This window comes from Nocardia sp. NPDC057668 (assembly GCF_042799795.1).
Lineage (GTDB): Bacteria > Actinomycetota > Actinomycetes > Mycobacteriales > Mycobacteriaceae > Nocardia.
In genome coordinates this window covers 1090025-1109698 of the sequence record NZ_JBHVIC010000001.1, presented here as the reverse complement: position 1 = coordinate 1109698, position 19674 = coordinate 1090025, and the positions used below count along the sequence as shown (strand labels likewise).

Below are 19674 nucleotides of genomic sequence, written 5' to 3'. Positions count from 1 at the left end.
GACCGGCGTGGAGACTCCGGCACCCCAGCGACGCACCCGCATGTCCCGCGAAGCCCGCGCGGCCCAGCTGCTCGATATCGCCGAGCACCTGTTCGCCACCCGCGGCTTCGAGGGCACCTCGATCGAGGACATCGCCCGCGAGGCGGGGGTGACCCGCCCGGTCGTCTATTCGCACTACCAGAGCAAGGACGCGATCTTCCTCGAATGCGCACGCCGCGCGCGGGCCGAAATGGAGTACCGCGTCCGTGAACCCGAGGTGCTCATCGAGGCAGGCGCGGGGCTCGACATCGTGATGCAGCGCGCGGGCGAGATCTTCTTCGACCTGCTCGAGCGCGACCCGCGCCGCTGGATGGTGCTGTTCAACCCGAGCGCCGCCCTCGCGCCCGAGTTCACCGAGCAGCTCGCCGAGCTGCGCAGGCACACGATCGGGCGCATCGCCGAGATGGTCGCGCACTTCTCCGGCGGCGACGCGATCGACACCCCGTTCGCCTACGCCATCAGCGGCGTCGGCGAACAGCTCGGCCGCTGGTGGCTCGCCAACCCCGATGTTCCCAAGCGGGAGGTCGTCGCGCTCTACCGCGACTTCATCACCGGTGGGCTGGCCACGCGACTCGGGACCGAAAGAAGTAGGAAATGACGACCGCCGCAACGACATTCGGTGATGTGCTCGCCGCCCACGCGGCGGAGCGCCCGGATGCCCCCGCCGTGACCTGCGGTGCGGACACCAGCACCTGGTCCGAACTGGATCGTGACAGTAATCGACTGGCCCGCGCGTGGACCCGGCTGGGCGTGACCCCCGGCGCGTACGTCTCGATCATGCTCGACAACTCCCCGGCGTTCCTGACCGCGGCGTTCGCGGCCTGGAAGCTCGGCGCGGTGCCGCAGCCCCTGTCGTCGCGCCTGACGCCGTCGGAGCTGGACGCGATCGTCGAGGTGGTGGATCCGGCCGGCGTGGTCGGGCTGCCCGGCGACGCGGGACCGGTCGCCGCGAACCGGGTGCGCCTTCCCTCGACGGCGGACGCGACCGAGTCCGCGGATCCGTTGCCGCCGTGCGTCTCTCCCGCGTGGAAGGCTCCCGCCTCGGGTGGCAGCACCGGCCGGCCGAAGGTGGTCGTGGCCGGTAACGCCGCGGTGCTCGATGAGGTCGTCGGGTTCGCCGACGTGCTCGGCATACCCGCCGCGGGCGTCGTGGCCGTGCCCGGTCCGCTCCATCACAACGCGCCCTTCATGTTCGCGGCCCTGGCGCTGCTGCGCGGTTCGCACGTCGTGCTGCAGGGTCGCTTCGACGCTCGGAAGCTGTTGGACGACTTGGCATCCCACCGGGTGCAATGGCTCTACGCCGTGCCGACGATGATGCAGCGCATCTGGCGGCTGGACCCCGAAGTCCGTGACTCGTACGATCTCTCGGCCCTGGACCTGGTGGTGCACATGGCCGCGCCGTGCCCGGCCTGGCTCAAGCGCGCGTGGATCGACTGGCTCGGCGGTGAGCGGATTCTGGAGGTCTACGCCGGCACCGAGGCGCAGGCCGCCACCGCCATCATCGGCGACGACTGGCTCGAGCATCCCGGCTCGGTCGGGCGCGCGGTGGTCGGCGAGGTCACCGTGCTCGGCCCGGACGGCGTCGCCCTGCGGCCCGGCGAGGTGGGTGAGGTGTGGGTGCGCCGCGGCGCGGACGCTCCGCCCGCCTACAGCTATCTCGGCGGCGAAGCCCGCACCCGCGTGGGCGGCTGGGAGTCGCTGGGCGACCTCGGCAGCCTCGACGAGCACGGCTACCTGTACCTCACCGATCGCAACACCGACGTCGTGCTCGTGGGCGGGTCCAACGTCTATCCCGCCGAGGTCGAAGCCGCCCTCGCCGAACACCCCGACATCGCCGACGCGTGTGTCATCGGGCTGCCGCACGAGGATCTCGGGGCGGCGCCGCACGCCATCGTGCAGTCGACGGTGCGGCTCGAACTCGACACGGTCGTGGCGTTTCTCCGCGAGCGGCTCTCGCCGTACAAGCTGCCGCGCAGCCTCGAAGTCGTCGACCATCCGCTGCGCGACGACGCGGGCAAAGTGCGCCGCTCGGCGTTGCGCGCCCAGCGGCTCGAGGGGGTGAACAATGCCGTTCGCGATCAGTGACACCCCCACCGGGCGTGTCCGACTGCACTGGGAGGAACGGGGTTCGGGGGAACCGGTGGTGCTGGTCATGGGTCACCTGTTCTCCGGTGACATGTGGTACCCGGCGATTCCGGCGCTGGCCGAGCACTATCGCGTGATCTGGTTCGACAACCGCGGCACCGGCGCCAGCGGGGCCACGAGCACCGCGACCGTCACCGATCTGGCCGCCGACGTCCGCGCGGTGATGGACGCGGCCGGTGTCTCCGACGCGCACCTCTACGGCGTGAGCATGGGCGGCGGGATCGTCCTGCAACTGGCTCACGACGCGCCCGAACGGGTGCGCTCGATGGTGCTGGGCTGCACCGCTATGCGCAGCCCCGAGTATCCGCTGCCGTCGCCCCCGGGATTCCTGGCCAGGCAGTTGAAGTACCGCGTGCCCGTCCGCCTCCTGAAACCCTTGCTGCGCAAGCGATTCTATGGTCCGCTGGCCACCCCCGAGGCAATCGAGCGCGATCTGGACGTGCTCGGCCGGATGCGTTTCTCCGCGCGCGGGGTCTACGCCCAGGACCTCGCCATCGCCGGGTACGACATGACCCCCGGCAAGGTCGCGGCCCTGACACCGCCCGCGCTCGTGCTGCACGGCACCGCCGACGAGGCGGTGCCGTACGCCGCCGGGGTGCGGCTGGCGCAGACGCTGCCCAACGCTCGACTCGTCACTTACGAAGGCGCAGGCCACAACTACCCCGTCGACGTCGGTGCGCGCGCCAACGTCGATGTGCTGGCGTTCCTGGCTGATCTGACACAGAAAGACAGAACGTGAAGTTGCAGAACCGGACGGCCGTCGTCACCGGCTCCGGCCGCGGCATCGGCCGCGAGATCGCGCTCAAACTCGCCGCCGAGGGCGCGCGGGTCGTGGTGAACGATCTCGACCCGATCCCGGCCCGCGAGACCGTCGAAACCATTTGTGCCGCAGGGGGTGCGGCGGTGGCCCATCCGGGCAGCGTCACCGAGCCCGGTTTCGCCGAACAGTTCGTCGCCGCCGCGGTCGAGAACTTCGGCGGACTCGACATCATCGTCAACAACGCCGGGTACACCTGGGACAGCGTGGTGCAGAAGACCACCGACGAGCAGTTCGCCGCCATGCTCGACGTGCACCTCGCGGCGCCGTTCCGGATCCTGCGCGCCGCGCAGCCGGTGATCTCGGCGGCGGCGAAGGCGGAGATCGCGGCCGGCGGTGTCGCGCGCTGTCGCAAGGTCGTCAACATCTCCTCGGTCGCGGGTCTGGCCGGCAACCCGGGCCAGGCGGGCTACGCCTCGGCCAAGGCCGGGGTGACGGGCCTGTCCCGCACGCTGGCGCGGGAATGGGGGCGCTACAACGTCACCGTGAATTCCGTTGCCTTCGGCCTGGTTTCGACCCGACTGACCGACGCTGCGGCCGGGGGATCGGCCTCGATCGAGGTCGAGGGTCGCACGATCGCGGTCGGTGTGAATCCCGAGGTGCTCGACGCGGCGGCGGCGCTCATCCCGCTGGGCCGCCCGGGTACGCCCGCCGAGGCGGCGGGCGCGGTGTATCTGCTGTGCGCGCCGGAGTCCGATTACATCACCGGCCAGACCCTGGTCTGCGGTGGCGGCTGGGAGGGCTGACAACACCTACGGTGGTCGTGGGGCGACCAACCCGTCCAGCGGTGGTGGCGCGCCATGAACGCCTCGGGCGCGGTATGGGTTGGGTCTGTACATCGAATACCGACTCACGGGAGTGTGACGCTGTGCGAAAACTGACCTTCGGCATGAACCTCAGTCTGGACGGCTACGTCGCCGCGCCCGGAGACGATCTGAGCTGGGGCACCTCGGGTGACGAGCTGTTCGGGTTCTGGTCCGACCGGGTCGGGTCGACGGGGCTGGCGCTGTACGGCCGCCGACTGTGGGAGGGCATGAACGCGCACTGGCCGACCGCCGATCAGCAGCCCGGCGCGACACCGGCGCACATCGAGTACTCCCGCCGCTGGCGGGACATGCCGAAGGTCGTGTTCTCCTCGACGATCGAGGCGGTCGACGGGAACGCCCGCCTGGTCACCGGCGACGCGGTCGCCGAGATCACGCGCCTCAAGGCCGAGGACGGCCCGCCCATGGACATCGCCGGGGCCACCCTCGCCGGTGCGGCCATGCGCGCGGGGCTGATCGACGAGTACACGGTTGTCACCCACCCCGTGCTGATCGGTTCGGGCACACCGTTTTTCGCCCCCGTGGACAACTGGGTGAACCTGAACTTGGTGGAGACCCGGACGTTCCCCGGCGGCGTCCTGCTGGCCAGGTACGAAACCAGGCGCTGACCGGAGATTTCTCCCGGCCGAGTCCAAGGCCGGGTGCTGACCCCGCCTGACCGGTCGCCTGTTTCCGGTCCCGGGTCGTGCACGCTCCCAACGGAATCGGATTCCGATTGTCGGGGAGTGGTCACCACCGAACCGGCACGGTGCCCGCGCAGTCGTCACTTCGTAGTCGACTCCCGATGAGTCGCGCCAGTGTGGCCGTGCCGGTCAGGTCCCCTGCGACGGTGTCAGCCGAGTCGGTCGAGCACTCCGGCCAGGCCCTCCGCCGCCACCTCCGGGTCGCCGACGTCCGCGCCGTGCAACACCTCGTACCAGGGGCCGAGGCGATGCCAGGCCAGCGCGCGGGTGCGCAGGGCATCGGTCACCCCGTAGGTCCGGGACAGTTCGCCGGCGAACTCGGCCGGGGTGCCGAACAGTGCCCAGGCCAGGTCGATCGCGGGGTCGCCGACATGCGCGTCGCCGAAATCGATTACGCCCTTGAGGTGTTCACCGGCGGACAGCACGTGTTCAGGGCCGAGATCGCCGTGAACCAGGGTGTCGGCGGGGGAGCGGAGGATCGCGTCGAGCAGGTCCAGCGCCCGCTTCCGGTGTGAGTCGGGCAGCAGCGGAAGGACTTCGGCGCGGAACCGCCGGTCGGCCGAGTCCCGTTCGGCGCGGGTCCGCTCCGCGCCGGGGAACCCGCGGTCCGTGGCATCCGCAGCCGGGGTGCGATGCAGGGCGAGCAGGAATTCGCCCAGCGCGTGGCCGTGCTCGGCAACCGGCGACTCGAGCGGTTCACCGGGCACGAGCGGGTGGCGCACCACCAGGGGCGTGCGGGTCACGATCTCGGGGATCGGAACCGGCAGCGGCAGCCGCCCCGCCAGCCACGGCATCGCCTCGGTCTCCCGCAGCAGTTGCGCCTCGACCTCGGGGCGGCGCGGAGTGCGCTCCACCCAGCGCCCGTCGACCAGGGTCGCCCGACTGTCCCATCCTCCGGGGAATTCCACACTACGAAAGGTAGTCGGCCGGCAGATCCGAGCGCGCTGCCCCGTCGGGGAACCGGCCGCCCCGTCAGGAGGGCCTGCGCCCCAGCAGCTCCCGGGTGAACTTCGCGACCTCCTCGGGCCGTTCCTCCGCCATGAAGTGGCCGGCGTCGATCGGCTGGTAGGTGGCCTCGTCCGCCCATTGACGCCACAGGGCGAGGGCGTCGAAGCCGAGGTGGGAGCCCCAGTCCTGGGAGATCACGGCCACCGGCATCGTCAGTGTCCGGCCGACGGCGCGGTCGGCGCGGTCCATGTCCAGGTCGATGCCCGCGGTCGCGCGGAAGTCCGCGACGATGGAAGGGACCGTGCGCGTGGAGCTTTCGATGTAGTGGGCGCGGATCTCGGGCGGGAAGGTGGCGCCGGCCGGATCCCAGGCGTCGAGGAAGGAGCCGAAGAAATCGGGGGCCACCGCGGCGATCATCCGCTCGGGCAGGTCGTTCGGCTGGGCCATCAGGTAGAGATGCCAGGCGACTTTCGCGTCCACACCGTGCAGCACGCCCCAGGTGTCCAGGGTCGGCAGCACGTCCAGAATGCCGAGGTGGGTGACGTTCTCGGGATGATCGAGCGCCGCGCGGACGCCGACCAGCGCGCCGCGGTCGTGGCCGATCACCGCGAAGCGCTCGTGGCCCAGGGCCTTCATGACCGCCACGATGTCGGCGCCCATCGTGCGCTTGGAATAGGTGCCGGGTCCGCTCTCGGGCGGGGCGTCGCTCTCCCCGTAGCCGCGCAGGTCCGGCACGACCACCGTGTGATCGGCGGCCAGCAGGTGGGCGACGTGCCGCCACATGAGGTGGGTCTGCGGGAAGCCGTGCAACAGCACGACCGGCTCGCCGCTGCCGCCCACGGCGGCGTTCAACTCGATGCCCTCGACGCCGGGGAGGCGCCGGTACTCGAAGCCCTCGATCACGGGATTCGTCATGGCTGCACAACCTTTCACCGGGCGGACCCGGGGTTCACGAGAAGAGCGCGCGCGGTACGGGCCCGGTGTGATCCGCGCTCGCCCGCAACGCGGGAATGAGGATGGTGTCGACCAGGGTGGCCAGGTAGTCGGGGCCGGACGGCAGGCCGTTGAGCCTGCGCAGCAGGAGCACGGATCCGGCGACTTCCTCGAACGGGAAGGGCTGTGCACCCGCGGGCAATTCGCCGCGCTCGACAGCCGCCGCGAGGACGGCCGCCGGCAGCTTCGCGCCGGTGGGGCCCGTCGCTTCCTCGAGGTGACGGCACAGATCGGGGTCTTCGAGGCCCGCCTGCAAGAGCATCAGGCTCATCGCGCCGTCGGCGGCGCGCAGGGTGCCGTCGAGGCGCTCGCACAGCGCGAGCAGGTCGCCCCGGAGCGAGCCGGTGTCCACCGCCACCGCATCGCCCCCGGCCGCCGGACCGGCCTTGATCGCGGCGACCACCATGTCGCGCTTGGTTTCCCAGCGCCGGTACAGCGTGGCCTTGGAGGCCCCGGCGCGGCGCGCGACGGCCTCGTAGGAGACGGCGTCGTACCCGGACTCGCCGAGGAGTTCGAGAACGCAGGTGAGGATCTCCGCCTCGCGCGCGGGGTCGCGGGGGCGGCCGGTGGTGGACTCGCCGGTGGCGACTTCCCTATTACGAAACGGCACGGTCCGTATCGTAACACCTCGAGTCGGCGGGGATGCCGGGCGGTATGTTGCACCGAGGGCCGCTCGGCGCTGTGACCACGGTCGCACCGCGCCGAGAGCGACGGAAAGTTCACCCGTGCAACACAAGTGGGAGTGGGTATGGCGCAGTAGTGTCGAGTGTTCACCCGCGGGGACGGGTGGCGGATGATGGAGCTGATTGCAGATGGATGACGAGCAGCGGATTCTCAGTCCGGGCGAGACGTGCTGGCAGGTCGCGCGGGCGGACAAACTGACGGTCATCGTCGACGCGGCGGACTACTTCAAGCACGCCAAGTCGGCGATGTTGCAGGCCCGCAAGCGGATCGTGCTGATCGGCTGGGACTTCGACACCCGCATCAAGTTCGAACCGGTGGAGCAGACCCTCGAGGGGCCCAACCGCCTGGGTAAATTCCTGTCCTGGCTGCCCAAACAACGCCCGGATCTCGAGATCTACCTGCTGAAATGGAACGTGGGCGCGTTCGCGGCCATCACGCGCGGGATGACCCCGATCTTCGTCATGAACTGGATGACCGATCGGCGCCTGCACTTCGAGATCGACGGCGCGCACCCGCTGGGATCGGCGCACCACCAGAAGATCGTGGTCATCGACGACGCGCTCGCGTTCTGCGGCGGCATCGACATGACGGTCGACCGCTGGGACACCAGCGATCACCGCGACGACAACCACTTCCGCACCGAGCCCAACGGCAATCGCTACGGGCCCTGGCACGACGCGACCACGGCCGTCGACGGGGAAGCGGCGCAGGCGATCGGGGAGCTGGCGCGGGCGCGCTGGCAGGCGGCCACGGGTGAGCGGCTCGATCCGGTCGGGGAGCTCGAGGGTGACTCGCCGTGGCCCGAAGGGCTCGAGCCCACCATGGAATCGGTGGACCTCGGCATCGCGCGCACCTTCCCCGAACTGGCCGAACGCGCCGAGGTCCGGGAGATCGAACAGCTGTATCTGGCTGCGATCGCCGGTGCGCGAAAGTCCCTGTACATCGAGAGTCAGTACCTGGCCTCGCGCAAGCTCGCCGAGGCGATCGCCGCCCGGCTGCGCGAGCCGAACGGTCCGGAGATCGTGCTGGTGCTGCCGCGCAACGCCGACGGCTGGCTCGAGCAGCTCGCGATGGACGGCGCGCGCCGCCGCCTGCTGCATCTGCTGTGGCAGGCCGATATTCATCGGCGGCTGGGCGTCTACTACCCGGTCACCGCCGCCGACGAGCCGATCTACGTGCACGCCAAGATCCTGGTCATGGACGACCGGCTGCTGCGGGTGGGCTCGTCCAATCTCAACAACCGGTCCATGGGTTTCGACACCGAATGCGATCTGGCCGTGGAGGTCACCCCCGACACCGAGAACGGTGATCAGCTGCGCGACACGATCCTCGGCATCCGCCGCCAGCTGCTGTGCGAGCACCTCGAGGCCGATCCCGCGAAGTTCGATGCCACCCTCGCCGAAACCGGTTCTCTCCTGCGCACGGTCGAGGCCCTGCGCGCCCCCGGTCGCACCCTGGTGCGCTTCGAACCCGAGACCGTCGCCGACGAGGACAGCGCCCTGGCCGAGAACGAGCTCATGGATCCCGAGCGCACCCCGCCCAGCCTGTGGGACCGCCCGCTGCTGAACCGCGGCCTGCGCCGGATGAAGGCCACGGGCTGAATTACTCGTCGGCGAGTTCGACCAGTTCGCGACGTGGTCAGTGGCCTATTTTGTCGAGCCAGGACAGGAGGGTGGGGATCGCCAGGTAGGCGACCGTCGCGTGGGTCGCGCCGGGGATCTGTTCGTAGGTCACGGTGATGCCGAGTTGGCGTTCCCTGGCCACGAAAGCGTCGGTGTCGGCGGGGACCACCAGTTCGTCGTCGCGGCCCTGGGCTATGTAGAGGGGTGCGGCGAAGGGGCGTGAGCCGGCGGAATTCTGGGCCAGGAGATCGCTCCACGGCGGTGTGACCGTGGGGTCGTGGCTGGTGAAGTCGCCGACCAGGGGCTCGCCCATGCGGTGGAGTTCGGACATGTTCTTGATGAGGCAGAGCTGGTTCATCTCGGGGACGATCGATTGCGCCTTGGGCGTGAGGATGTCATCGAGGCGGGCGCCGGCGGTGTCCGAGTAGACCGTGGCGTAGGCGGTGAAGGCATAGGAGCCGATGGTCACGCCGGAGATGTCGTTCAGGTGGGTGCGCATCAGGGCGGTGAGGTCGGCGGCCGGTGCGGCCGCCGCGACGGCGACTATGTCGAGTTCGGGGGCGTACGCGGGAGCGTTCTCGGCGGAGAACAGCACCGCCTGACCGCCCTGGGAATGGCCCCACAGGATGACCGAGGAACCCGCGTGCGCGTCCTCGATCGTGCGCGCGGCCCGCACCGAATCCAGGACGGCGTGCGCGGCGGTCAGGCCGACCAGGTAGGAGTCGGGGCCGGGGGTGCCCATGCCGACGTAGTCCGTGGCGACCACGGTGTAGCCGCGATCGAGCAGGAAGCGCAGGCCCTCGATGTCGAGGAACGGGTCGAAACCGCGTGAGGGCGCGCAGTTCTCGGCCGCGCCGGTCGTGGGATGCCCCCAGGCCAGGACGGTCCGCCCGCGCTCGGGCGCGGGGTCGGCCGGGCTGATGACCACACCGGTCGCCACGGCGGGAGAGCCGTGCACGTCGGTGGTGCGGTACATGATTCGCCAGGCGTTCGCGGCGGCCGGTGTGCCGATCAGGGATTCGCTCTTTATCACCGAGCCGGGCGGGCCGTCGAGGGCATCCGCGGGTTGTTCGTAGAACGCCGCGAGGCCCGAACGCTCCTCCTCGTCGCCATGCAGGCGGGTGAATTCCACGACCGCCAGGGCGACGAGGAGTGAAACCACGACCACGGCGATCGTTGCGAGCCTGCCGAGTTTGGGCATGACGCCCCACCTTCGCGGATAGCTAGAGGTTGTCTCGAAGGTGATTCTGCCAAACCGGCCGGTCGTTCATCGGTGAAACACGGGCATTTCCCGAGCCGGAATCGACTGCCCGGTTCGCGGGTCAGCCGGGGTGGTCCGTGGCCCGGCGACGCTCGGCGCGCTCGGCCTCGAGCTTGCGGAGGTGGCGGAGCATGGCGCAGTCGTCCCGTTCGCACTCCTCACCGTGGTCGCGGAGGCGGCGTTCGATGTCGCGATCGGAGAAGCGGGTGTAGGGGGCGGGCGGGCCGTGATAGACCGCCGGCCGGTCGGTCTTGGGGATGTAGGCGAAGGGGTTGGTCATGCTCGGCTCCTGTGCTGTCCGCGGTGGTGTGGGTGGTCGGTGCGGGGGATGGTGAGGAATCCGCCGTGGGCGAGTGCGATTCGGAGAAAGCGGGCGTCGCGCGCCTCCCGATGGAAACCCCAAGCCGCCCAAGCGATCACGGATAAACACATGACGGTGATGGACAAGAGTGCCCATGCGTCCCATGACATTTCGAATCCCTTCGGTCGAAGCTCAATATTTCTGCTTCAGTAGACACCGGGAAATTTCCTGCGAGGTGGGTTCATCATGAAGTGGTATCGAATTCGATGGAAGCCTGCGGCGGACATGTCCGTGGCGGCGAATCCCCAGATAGCGAGGCTAACGAAATGGCCGGATCGACTGTCTCACGAATGGATTTCGGCAACTACATCCAACGGGTGCGCATGGACTCGGGCAAGAGTCTGCTGGCCACCGGCGTGTATCTCGAGGTGTCCCGCCAGACGATCATGCGGCTGGAAGACGGGCTGCCGACGAAGCTCACGACGCCGCAGATCAAAGTCATGCTCGACTTCTACGGTGCGAGCCAGGAAGTCGGCGCTGAGACGCTGATGCTGTGGCGGGAATGCAAGGCGCAGGAGAAAACGGCTAAGGCGCAGGGGAATTCGAAGGGATTCTGGGAGTCATACAGTGATCAGGTAGCTTCCCATTACCCTCGCTATCTGCGTCTGGAAGATGCTTCGAACCGTATTCTCACTCACCAACTGGTCCTCGTGCCGGGTCTTTTGCAGACTGCCGAGTATCGTCGTGCTGTCGCCAAGATCGACAAGCCGAGCATCTCCGCGGTCGACATCGAACGGCGTATCGAGCTGAATCGCAAACGGCAATCCGTCCTGGACAATCGTGAAGTCCGTTTCACCGCACTGATTTCCGAAGCCGTGCTGCGGCATCGGCCGGGCGGGGCGAGGGTTATGGCTGGGCAGCTTCGCGCGATAGCCGAATCGAGCGAGCGCGACAACATCAACGTTCATGTCATCCCATTCGAAGCAGGATCTCATCCGGGCCTGGCCATTCAGTCGTTCACCTTGTTGGAGTTCCCGCCCGGCCTGAGCGGGTTGACTTCGCCGCCGGTGGTCTACCTGAACGGGGCAATGGGTGCTCTCTATCACGAGCAGCAGGAGGCGATCGCCACGTATGGCGATGCGATCACGGGTCTCCGAGCGGTAGCGTTGAACGAAGACGACACTCGAAATCTGTTGTCGCACGTTGCAAAGGAGTACCAGGCATGAGTACCTATCCTCCGATTCGCCAGTGGTTCAAGTCTTCCCGTTCGTCGGATCAGAGTGAGTGCGTCGAAGTGCGCTTCGAATCGGCGAAGTTGAGTGCTCCCCAGCGGTGGTTCAAGTCCAGCAGGTCGTCGAAGGCGAGCGAGTGCGTCGAGATCTACCTCGGTGACGAAGTCGGCGTGCGGGACTCCAAGAACCCCGGCGGCCCCGAGCTGTGGTTCACCGGTCAGCAGTGGGACAGCTTCCTCGAAAGTCGCGTCTGGGAGCGTTGAGTCCCGGATCGCAAACGCCGCTCCCGCCGAGAGTTGTTCGGTGGGGGCGACTTTCGTTTCACAGCACCAGGGTCGGATCGCGGTGGGTGGCGGCGATCAGGCTGTCGAGCAGGCCGGGGAAACGGGCGTCGAGGTCCTCTCGGCGCAGTGACTGGAGGGTTTCGCGGCCGTTGGGGCGCTGCCAGATGAGGCCGGCTTCGCGCAGCACCCGGTAGTGGTGGGTGAGGTTGGACTTGGGCACGCCGGGGGCGATGGTGCCGCAGGGCTGTTCGCCGTCACTCGCGAGCTTGCGCACGATGCACAGGCGCAGGGGATTGCCCACGGCGGCAAGGACGTTCGCCAACTGGATCTGGTCCCGCTCGGGATGCGCCGTCATCACCCGTCCAGGATAGCGCGACTGTTGACAGACAGTCGAACTGTACGTAAGTCTATGAACAATCAAACTCACTCGAGAGGTCAGGACATGGGCTCCAGCGCTTCACGTTTCGACGGCAAGATCGCACTCGTCACCGGCGGCAGTAGCGGAATGGGCCTGGCGACCGCGCGCCGCCTGCTCGACGAGGGCGCGAGCGTGATCATCACCGGCCGCGACAAGGCCCGGCTCGAGACCGCCGCCGCCGAACTGGGCGCGGGGGACCGGGTGCTCGCCGTGCCGGGCGACGCCGCGGATCTCGGTGACCTCGACACCCTCACCGCCGCGATCGCCGACCGCTTCGGCCGCCTGGACGTGGTGTTCGCGAACGCGGGCACCGGCGCGTTCCAGCCGATCGACGCCGTGACCGAGGCGGAGTTCTACCGGGTGATCGATCTCAACTTCAAATCGGTGTTCTTCACGATCCAGCGGACCATCCCGCTGCTGGCCGACCACGGCGCGATCGTCATCAACGCCTCGTTCGCCGTGCACCGCGGCTCCCCGGGCTCGGCCCTGTATTCCGCGACGAAGGCGGCCATCCACAATCTGGCCCGCACGGTCGCCGCCGAACTCGCCCCCCGCGGCATCCGGGTGAACTCCGTGAGCCCCGGCTACACCGCGACCCCCGCCTTCTATGCCGAAGCATCTCCCGAAATGCAAACCGGCGCGGCCGCTTCGGTCCCCGCCGCTCGGATAGGAACGTCCGAGGATGTGGCCGCCGCCGTAGCCTTCCTCGCGTCCCCCGAGGCGTCCTATATCAACGGCCACGATCTCCAGGTGGACGGCGGCCTGATCAACGTCACCCCGGCGGCCATGATCTGACCCGCGAACGCCGATGTCCCGGCCGAGAATTCGGCCGGGACATCGCTACCGGCTCCCGCGCGGGCGGAGTCGGGGTTCTACGGCCGCGGGCTCGCCTGGAACAGCGACCACATCCGGTTGAGCATCTCGGTCTTGCGCGCCCCGGTCGGCCACCCGTGACTGCCGTTGTTGTAGACCCGCCACAGCACCTTGGTGCCGTCCGCGCAGTCCCAGATCTTGGAGTCCTTCACATCGGTGCCGCCGTCACCGCGCTCGTTCGAGCACGGCCGGTTCTCCCAACTCCAGTACATGACATGGCTGTACGCGACCGGTTCGAACACGACCGGGTCACTGGCGGAGGCGAATACGCCCCAGGAGATGGCGCGCGAGGGGTTGCACCCGGTCGGCGGCGGCGCGGGCGCGTAGACCGCGCCGGAAGCGAACAGCTCCGGGGCGACGCAGCCGGCGCGCGAGGCCATCTGGCCGCCGTTGGAGTGCCCGCTCAGATGAATGCGCTTGGGATTGACGCAGTACGTCGCCCGCACATTGGCGACCACGGCCTTGATGTAGTTGACGTCGGCGTCGTTCGCGTCCCAGCCCCACTGGTCGGTGCCCTCGGACTTGCCGCCGCGCGGGTACACCACGATGAACTTCTTCTGGTCCGCGAGCGCGTTCCAGCCCGAAGCGTCCTGGTGCGTCTGCGGATTGGACTGGCCGCCGTGGATCGCGACCACCATCGGCGCGCCGCTCGCGGAGATCCCGGACGGGACGTGGATGCGGTAGCCGCCGCGCTGGCTGAAGGGAACGTAGCCCGACTTCGCGGTCGTCGAGCAGGCCGCCGCCATCGCGCTCGGATCCTCGAAGCTCCCCTCGTCGGCGGCCGCGGGTCCGGCCGCCACCGAGACCGCGAGGGTCATTGCTGCACAGGTCGCGCCCACCAGCGCGGCCATTCGTTTGAGAAGTGAGGACGCCACGGAATCTCCTTGCGTACGAACGTAATCGGACACAGGAAAGCCGACGCTCCAACGCCGCGGCGAGCCCCCATTATTGGGGGTGCGCCAAAGGGCATGTGCCACTTCGATTATGCGATAGCATAGGCGCAGTCATGCGTTGGTAAACCTGTGGCCCGGCGTACGTGCGGGTCCATTCACTCTGTTGCGGGCGGTGATCGGAGCTGATCGGTACGCGCGCCGACGGAAGCGGCTTGCATCCAGCGAATAGTCAGCTCTCACCCTTGAGCTGCTTCAGCACAAGATCGACGAAGGCGTCGACCTCGGGCCGGTGATACGACGGCGCGCCGTGCGCCGCGATGTGAAACGTGGTGGCGCGCACCTCTTCCGCGGTCAATCCATTGGGCCCGTCATGGGCGAGGGTGGCCGCGAGCCGGTCCAGGAAGGCCCCGACCTCCTCGGTCGAGTACCCCGGTAAGCCGAACGGGGGAGCGGAGAAGTGCACGCGCAGCACGTCGTCGTGGGTGAGGGTGTCCTCCACCCGGCCGGCCGGTGTGCGGCCCCCGCCCAGGCGCAGCAGTTCCAGCTCCTTGCAGACCTGGTCGAGGAAGTCGTCGACCTGCTCGCAGTCGTAGCCGCGGCGGCCGAAGGGCGGGCCGTCGAACACGGCAAGGCGGATGTCGGCGGCGCTGAGATGATCACGGCCGCCCATGGTTTCGGCTATCCGCGCGCAGAAGGCATCCACCTGTTCCGGGTGGTAGCCGTGATGCCCGAAAGGGGCAGATCCGAACTGCCTGCGGCGTACATCCTCGGGGGTCACGAGCGTCATTGTGCCAATGCCCTCATGTCCGAATCGTCGCCGCCCCTTGCCGATCCGATTCGTCCGGTCAATCCTTTCGCACGCCGTCGATGATCAGTCGGCGAATCGCCTGCGTGAGGTCGGCCGAGAGCCCGTGATCGGGATTGCGCAGCCCGTGCAGGATCGCGCTCAAGATCATGCCGGTCACGGCGCGCGAGGTGTTGACGGTATCGAGGTCGGCGCGCAGATAACCCTGTTCCACCCCGTGCTCGAGGTAGGCCGTGGTGAGCGCGTCGGCGGTGTCGAGCAGACCGTACAGCCGGGTGGTCAGCTCGATGTCGATGCCGGTGGCCTGGAACAGCAGCAGCTGTGCCACCCGGCGGTCCTCGAGGAAGATGTCGTTCAACGCGCCGCCGATGCGCTCCAGCTGCACCCGGTACTCCGCCAGGCTCTCGGCCGCGTCGGGGGCGTTCTCGAGACCCAGCGACGCCACGATGCGCGCGGCCAGATCGTCGATGACGTGATCGATGATGTCGCGCTTGTTCGCGAAGTACCGATAGAACGTGCCGTGCCCGATGCCCAGCTCACCGGCGATATCGGCGATGCCGGTGGCGTGATAGCCCTTCTCGGCGAAGCAGGCGAACGCGGTATCGATGATCTCCTGGCGGAGCTCGGCCTTGCGCCGTTCGATGCGGGAGGATGGCTTCGTCACCCCGCCGATGATACGGTGTTCACAAACGGAATGAGATGTCATTCCGTGACAAGTGAGTCACAGCGGCCGGGTTGGGACGCTGATTTACAGGGAGGTTCGGCGTGGCACCTCAGTACGACGCCATCGTGGTCGGTGCGGGTTTCGGCGGTATGGGCGCCGGCATCCAATTGGATCGGCTCGGTCTGAGCAACTTCGTGATCCTGGAGCGCGAGAACGATCTCGGCGGCACCTGGCACGTCAATCGCTACCCGGGACTGGCCGTGGACATCGCCTCGGTCACCTACTCCTATTCCTTCGAGCCCAACCCGAACTGGTCCCGCCTGTTCGCCCCGGGCTCCGAGCTCAAGAAGTACGCCGAGCATGTGGCCGACAAGTACGACCTGCGCCGGCGCATGCGCTTCGACACCGTCGTCGGGGGAGCGCGCTGGGACGAGGAGCAGCAGCAGTGGGTCGTGGCCGTCGAAGGCGGTGAATCCCTCACCGCGCGTTACCTGCTCGCGGCGACCGGCTTCCTGTCCCAGCCGTACACCCCGCCGTTCCCGGGCATCGACACCTTCGCGGGCAAGATCATCCACACCACCGCGTGGCAGGACGACTACGACCTGACCGATACCAAGACCGCCATCATCGGCACCGGCGCGACCGCCGTGCAGCTGATCCCGGAGATCGCGGAGAAGGCCAAGGCGCTCACCGTCTTCCAGCGCACCCCGATCTGGGTGGTGCCCAAGGTCGACACCGCGATCCCCAAGCCGGTGCAGTCGCTGTTCGCGCGGGTCCCGGTGACGCAGAAGGCTGCTCGCCTGGCCAACACCGCCATGCTCGAGGCCCTCATGGTCGTGGGCGTGCTGCACTTCAAGCAGGCCAAGCCGCTGAACAAGGCCGCCGCCGCGCTCGCCAAGGCCCACCTGCGGACTTCGGTGCACGATCCGGAGACGCGCAAGAAGCTCACGCCCGATTACGATTTCGGCTGCAAGCGCCCCACGTTCTCGAACCTGTACTTCAAGACCTTCAACGAACCGCACGTGCGCCTGGAGACCAACTCCATCGATCACATCGAGCCCGACGGCATCGTCACCGCCGACGGCCACAAGACCGAGATCGACACCCTGGTGCTGGCCACCGGCTTCAACCTGTGGGACGTGAACTTCCCGGCCATCGAGATCATCGGCCGCGACGGGCTCAACCTCGGAAAGTTCTGGCGCGACAACCGCTTCCAGGCCTACGAGGGCATCACGGTGCCGAAGTTCCCCAACTTCATCAGCCTCAACAGCCCGTACTCCTACAGCGGCCTGTCGTACTTCACCACCATCGAAGCCCAGATGAAGCACATGGCCCGGCTCTTCGGTGAGATGTTCCGGCGCGGCGCGAAGACCTTCGAGGTCACCGAGTCGGCCAACGCCGAGTTCCTGGACCGGGTCACCGACAAGCTCGACTCCTCGGTGTTCTACGGCGGTCAGTGCTCGACCGCGCGCAGCTACTACTACAACCAGCACGGCGAAGCCGCGCTGCTGCGCCCGACCAGCACCATGAACGCCCACCGCGAGGCCGTGAGCTTCCCGCTCGACGATTACGCCTACGGCGAACAATCCGCCTGATTCGCATCCCCGGTCCGGCCGGTCCGGCCGGTCCGGCGCTACCCACGCCCGTGGCCGATGTCAGCTCGACATCGGCCACGGGCGTGTTCGCCATATCCGGGGCGCACGCTGGCGAATGCCCGCCCGGGACCGCACGCGGTCCGGACCGCCGCGAGCCCGGCGCGGCGGGGCGATACGGCCCCGCGGCAAAGTCCGCGAAGATTCCGACCGCCCGGGTGGTGAATCCGCCGCGCGCGACGCGGACGGCGATCAGATACAGCAGGTCGGCGCGCCCTACCGAGCGGATAGCTGGCAGACTGTCTTGGCAACGACCCATTCGACCACCTTGACTAGGGGCTGACTTCGACGATGGACCTCCTGCTGCCACTGCTTCTGGTTGCTCTGCTCATCCCGATGTTCCTGGGCGTCCGCCGCCAGAAGCGGGAGATGGCCAAGGTCACCGAGATGCAGGACAACCTGAAGGTCGGCGACGCGGTGATCACCACCTCCGGGCTCTACGGCACCGTGGTCGACGTCGATGACACCTCCGTCGACCTGGAGATCGCCGAGGACGTCGTGACCACCTGGTCGCGCGCCGCGATCCGCGAGGTCCGCGCCGAGGAGACCACCGCCGGCGAGTCGGTCGATACGGATTCGGCCGTCGCGGCCACCCCGGCCGAGGCCGACGCCGTGGAGGCCGCTGCCGTCGACACCACCGGGGAACCCGGTTCCGTGCTCGGCGATCGGCCCGAGACCTCCGACGAGAACCCGAAGCTGTCCAAGGACTGACACGTCCCCGCGCCGTCGGCCGCCGCATTCGGCGACCGGCGGCGCTGCGGTGTGCCCGCTCGTTCCACCACCCATCCGCCTAGGAGATAACTGCTGTGCCACCTTCCCAGGGAACGGCGCATCCCATGCGCCTGCTCGGCGTGTACGCCGCACTGGTGGCCGTGATGTTTGGCCTGGTGTTCTTCACCGGTGACAAGTCCGCGACCCCCAAGCTCGGCATCGACCTGCAGGGCGGTACCCGCGTCACGCTGACGCCGCGCACCCCCGACGGCGGCAAGCCGAGCACGGACAGCCTGCAGAAGGCGCAGGACATCATCGAGCAGCGCGTCAACGGCCTGGGCGTCTCGGGATCCGAGGTCGTCATCGAAGGCGACAACCTCGTGATCACGGTCCCGGGTGAGGACGGCGCGCAGGCTCGTACGCTGGCCACCACAGCCAAGCTCTACATCCGCCCGGTGATCGGCCAGCCGATTCCGCCGCAGGTGAAGAACGGCAAGCCGGTCAATCCGCAGCAGCCGCAGCAGCCCCAGCCCGGCGCGCCGGAAGCGGTCGCGCCGACCACCTCGGGCGCACCGACCACCGCGGAGAACCCGCCGGCCACCGGTGAGGCTCCCGCGCAACAGAATCGGGTGTTCCCGGCCCAGGCGCCGACCACCGACGCGCCCGCGCCGACGACCGACGCTCCGGCTCCCGTCCCGGCCTCCCCGGAGCAGGCGCAGAAGGAAATCGCCGAGGCCAAGGCGCTGCGTCAGAGCACCGATCAGACGATTCAGCAGACCGCCATGCTGACCATGGACTGCACCAAGCCGGATCCGTTGCAGGGCAACGACGATCCCAACCTGCCGCTGGTCGCCTGCAGCGCCGACGGCACCGAGGTCTACCTCCTGGACAAGAGCCGGCTCGACGGCCAGGAGATCAAGGACGCGCGGGGCCAGTTCAACGCGCAGGAATCCAAGTGGACCGTGGACGTGGAGTTCAAGTCCGGCGGCGCGGACACCTGGGGCAAGCTGACCACGGAGTTCTACCAGAAGCAGCTGGCCTTCGTGCTCGACACCAAGGTCGTGAGCGCACCGCAGGTGCAGGCCGCCGGTCAGTACACCGGCAGCACCTCGATCTCGGGCACCGGCATCAACAAGACCACCGCGACCGAACTCGGCAACACCCTCAAGTACGGCTCGCTGCCGCTGTCGTTCTCGACCTCCGAGGCCGAAACCGTCTCGGCGACACTGGGTCTGTCCTCGCTGCGCGCGGGTCTGATCGCGGGTGCGATCGGCCTGATCGCGGTGCTGCTGTACTGCCTGCTCTACTACCGCATGCTCGGCTTCCTGGCCGGTTTCTCGCTGCTCGCGGCGGGCGTGGCGGTGTACCTGATCATCGTGCTGCTGGGCCGGTCCATCGGGTTCACCCTCGATTTGGCCGGTATCGCCGGTCTGATCATCGGCATCGGTATGACGGCCGACTCGTTCGTCGTGTTCTTCGAGCGAATAAAGGACGAGATGCGCGAGGGCCGCAGTTTCCGGTCCGCCGTGCCCAAGGGCTGGGCACGCGCCCAGCGCACCAACCTCTCCGGTAAGACGGTCAGCCTCATCGCCTCGGCGGTGCTGTACCTGCTCGCCGCCGGACAGGTGAAGGGCTTCGCGTTCACCCTCGGCGTCACCACCGTGCTCGACGTCATCGTGCTGTACCTGGTCACCGCGCCGCTCATGATGATGGCCTCGAAGTCGCCGTTCTGGGCCAAGCCCTCGGTAAACGGGCTCGGCGCCGTCGCTCAGATTGCCCGGGAACGCAAGGCGGCCGCCGGCGTCCTGGTGAAGGAGGCGTGATC

The 19674-nt window shown here is 68.3% G+C and carries 21 protein-coding genes; 12 read left to right on the top strand and 9 right to left on the bottom strand.

Annotated features, from left to right (window positions below; all coding sequences use genetic code 11):
* Positions 1 to 7: 7 nt before the first annotated feature.
* From ACFVBH_RS05195 to ACFVBH_RS05175, 5 genes are all read left to right on the top strand, one after another.
* Positions 8 to 637, top strand: coding sequence for a TetR/AcrR family transcriptional regulator (locus tag ACFVBH_RS05195; RefSeq protein WP_378999947.1), 630 nt, complete (start codon positions 8 to 10; stop codon positions 635 to 637).
* Complete coding sequence (locus ACFVBH_RS05190; protein ID WP_378999945.1) at positions 634 to 2124, top strand: AMP-binding protein; 1491 nt, start codon at positions 634 to 636, stop codon at positions 2122 to 2124. The genes ACFVBH_RS05195 and ACFVBH_RS05190 overlap by 4 nt, the downstream gene beginning before the upstream one ends.
* Positions 2105 to 2923, top strand: coding sequence for an alpha/beta fold hydrolase (locus tag ACFVBH_RS05185; protein WP_378999943.1), 819 nt, complete (start codon positions 2105 to 2107; stop codon positions 2921 to 2923). The genes ACFVBH_RS05190 and ACFVBH_RS05185 overlap by 20 nt, the downstream gene beginning before the upstream one ends.
* Positions 2920 to 3747: an SDR family NAD(P)-dependent oxidoreductase gene (locus ACFVBH_RS05180; RefSeq protein ID WP_378999941.1), complete on the top strand. Its 828-nt coding sequence runs from the start codon at positions 2920 to 2922 to the stop codon at positions 3745 to 3747. The genes ACFVBH_RS05185 and ACFVBH_RS05180 overlap by 4 nt, the downstream gene beginning before the upstream one ends.
* Positions 3748 to 3869: 122 nt before the next feature.
* Positions 3870 to 4433 (top strand): dihydrofolate reductase family protein, encoded by a 564-nt coding sequence (locus ACFVBH_RS05175; RefSeq protein WP_378999939.1) that lies wholly within the window; start codon positions 3870 to 3872, stop codon positions 4431 to 4433.
* A gap of 224 nt (positions 4434 to 4657) precedes the next feature.
* Here the strand turns inward: ACFVBH_RS05175 and ACFVBH_RS05170 are convergent, their stop codons facing one another.
* The 3 genes from ACFVBH_RS05170 to ACFVBH_RS05160 all read right to left on the bottom strand — a co-directional run bounded on the left by ACFVBH_RS05170 (position 4658) and on the right by ACFVBH_RS05160 (position 7059).
* On the bottom strand, positions 4658 to 5416 hold the full coding sequence (locus tag ACFVBH_RS05170) for a phosphotransferase (protein WP_378999937.1): 759 nt from the start codon (positions 5414 to 5416) through the stop codon (positions 4658 to 4660).
* Positions 5417 to 5480: 64 nt separating this feature from the next.
* Positions 5481 to 6371 carry an alpha/beta fold hydrolase gene (locus tag ACFVBH_RS05165; protein ID WP_378999935.1) on the bottom strand — a complete coding sequence of 297 codons (891 nt, stop codon included), beginning with the start codon at positions 6369 to 6371 and terminating at the stop codon, positions 5481 to 5483.
* Positions 6372 to 6405: 34 nt separating this feature from the next.
* Entirely contained in the window at positions 6406 to 7059 is a 654-nt protein-coding gene (locus ACFVBH_RS05160; RefSeq protein ID WP_378999932.1) for a TetR/AcrR family transcriptional regulator, read from the bottom strand.
* Positions 7060 to 7261: 202 nt separating this feature from the next.
* On the opposite strand from ACFVBH_RS05160, the gene ACFVBH_RS05155 reads away from it, so the two are divergent.
* Positions 7262 to 8734, top strand: a complete 1473-nt coding sequence (locus ACFVBH_RS05155) for a phospholipase D-like domain-containing protein (protein WP_378999930.1) — start codon at positions 7262 to 7264, stop codon at positions 8732 to 8734.
* 37 nt (positions 8735 to 8771) lie between these two features.
* Here ACFVBH_RS05155 and ACFVBH_RS05150 read toward each other — a convergent pair whose 3' ends face one another.
* Together ACFVBH_RS05150 and ACFVBH_RS05145 are read right to left on the bottom strand one after the other, a co-directional pair.
* Entirely contained in the window at positions 8772 to 9956 is a 1185-nt protein-coding gene (locus ACFVBH_RS05150; RefSeq protein ID WP_378999928.1) for an alpha/beta fold hydrolase, read from the bottom strand.
* 121 nt (positions 9957 to 10077) lie between these two features.
* Positions 10078 to 10296, bottom strand: coding sequence for a hypothetical protein (locus ACFVBH_RS05145; protein WP_354986922.1), 219 nt, complete (start codon positions 10294 to 10296; stop codon positions 10078 to 10080).
* Between the two features lie 371 nt (positions 10297 to 10667).
* Between ACFVBH_RS05145 and ACFVBH_RS05140 the strand changes: the two genes are divergently transcribed.
* Together ACFVBH_RS05140 and ACFVBH_RS05135 are read left to right on the top strand one after the other, a co-directional pair.
* On the top strand, positions 10668 to 11543 hold the full coding sequence (locus ACFVBH_RS05140) for a helix-turn-helix domain-containing protein (protein WP_378999925.1): 876 nt from the start codon (positions 10668 to 10670) through the stop codon (positions 11541 to 11543).
* Positions 11540 to 11812, top strand: coding sequence for a DUF397 domain-containing protein (locus tag ACFVBH_RS05135; protein ID WP_378999923.1), 273 nt, complete (start codon positions 11540 to 11542; stop codon positions 11810 to 11812). The genes ACFVBH_RS05140 and ACFVBH_RS05135 overlap by 4 nt, the downstream gene beginning before the upstream one ends.
* 58 nt (positions 11813 to 11870) lie before the next feature.
* Here ACFVBH_RS05135 and ACFVBH_RS05130 read toward each other — a convergent pair whose 3' ends face one another.
* Positions 11871 to 12188: a helix-turn-helix domain-containing protein gene (locus ACFVBH_RS05130; protein ID WP_354986919.1), complete on the bottom strand. Its 318-nt coding sequence runs from the start codon at positions 12186 to 12188 to the stop codon at positions 11871 to 11873.
* An 87-nt stretch (positions 12189 to 12275) separates the two neighbouring features.
* On the opposite strand from ACFVBH_RS05130, the gene ACFVBH_RS05125 reads away from it, so the two are divergent.
* The gene (locus ACFVBH_RS05125) at positions 12276 to 13046 is read left to right on the top strand and encodes a glucose 1-dehydrogenase (RefSeq protein ID WP_378999920.1); all 771 of its coding nucleotides are present in this window, start codon (positions 12276 to 12278) and stop codon (positions 13044 to 13046) included.
* Positions 13047 to 13123: 77 nt separating this feature from the next.
* Here the strand turns inward: ACFVBH_RS05125 and ACFVBH_RS05120 are convergent, their stop codons facing one another.
* The 3 genes from ACFVBH_RS05120 to ACFVBH_RS05110 all read right to left on the bottom strand — a co-directional run bounded on the left by ACFVBH_RS05120 (position 13124) and on the right by ACFVBH_RS05110 (position 15528).
* Positions 13124 to 13999, bottom strand: coding sequence for a PHB depolymerase family esterase (locus ACFVBH_RS05120; protein ID WP_354986917.1), 876 nt, complete (start codon positions 13997 to 13999; stop codon positions 13124 to 13126).
* 247 nt (positions 14000 to 14246) lie between these two features.
* Positions 14247 to 14804: a DivIVA domain-containing protein gene (locus ACFVBH_RS05115; protein WP_354986916.1), complete on the bottom strand. Its 558-nt coding sequence runs from the start codon at positions 14802 to 14804 to the stop codon at positions 14247 to 14249.
* Positions 14805 to 14862: 58 nt separating this feature from the next.
* Positions 14863 to 15528, bottom strand: coding sequence for a TetR/AcrR family transcriptional regulator (locus ACFVBH_RS05110; protein WP_354986915.1), 666 nt, complete (start codon positions 15526 to 15528; stop codon positions 14863 to 14865).
* Between the two features lie 59 nt (positions 15529 to 15587).
* Between ACFVBH_RS05110 and ACFVBH_RS05105 the strand changes: the two genes are divergently transcribed.
* The 3 genes from ACFVBH_RS05105 (at position 15588) to secD (ending at position 19672) form a co-directional block, all read left to right on the top strand.
* Positions 15588 to 17081: a flavin-containing monooxygenase gene (locus ACFVBH_RS05105; RefSeq protein ID WP_378999916.1), complete on the top strand. Its 1494-nt coding sequence runs from the start codon at positions 15588 to 15590 to the stop codon at positions 17079 to 17081.
* A gap of 348 nt (positions 17082 to 17429) precedes the next feature.
* A complete protein-coding gene (gene yajC, locus ACFVBH_RS05100) occupies positions 17430 to 17849 on the top strand; it encodes a preprotein translocase subunit YajC (protein WP_378999913.1) in 420 nt (139 codons plus the stop codon).
* Between the two features lie 95 nt (positions 17850 to 17944).
* Positions 17945 to 19672 (top strand): protein translocase subunit SecD, encoded by a 1728-nt coding sequence (gene secD / locus ACFVBH_RS05095; RefSeq protein ID WP_378999911.1) that lies wholly within the window; start codon positions 17945 to 17947, stop codon positions 19670 to 19672.
* The last annotated feature ends 2 nt before the right edge of the window (positions 19673 to 19674 follow it).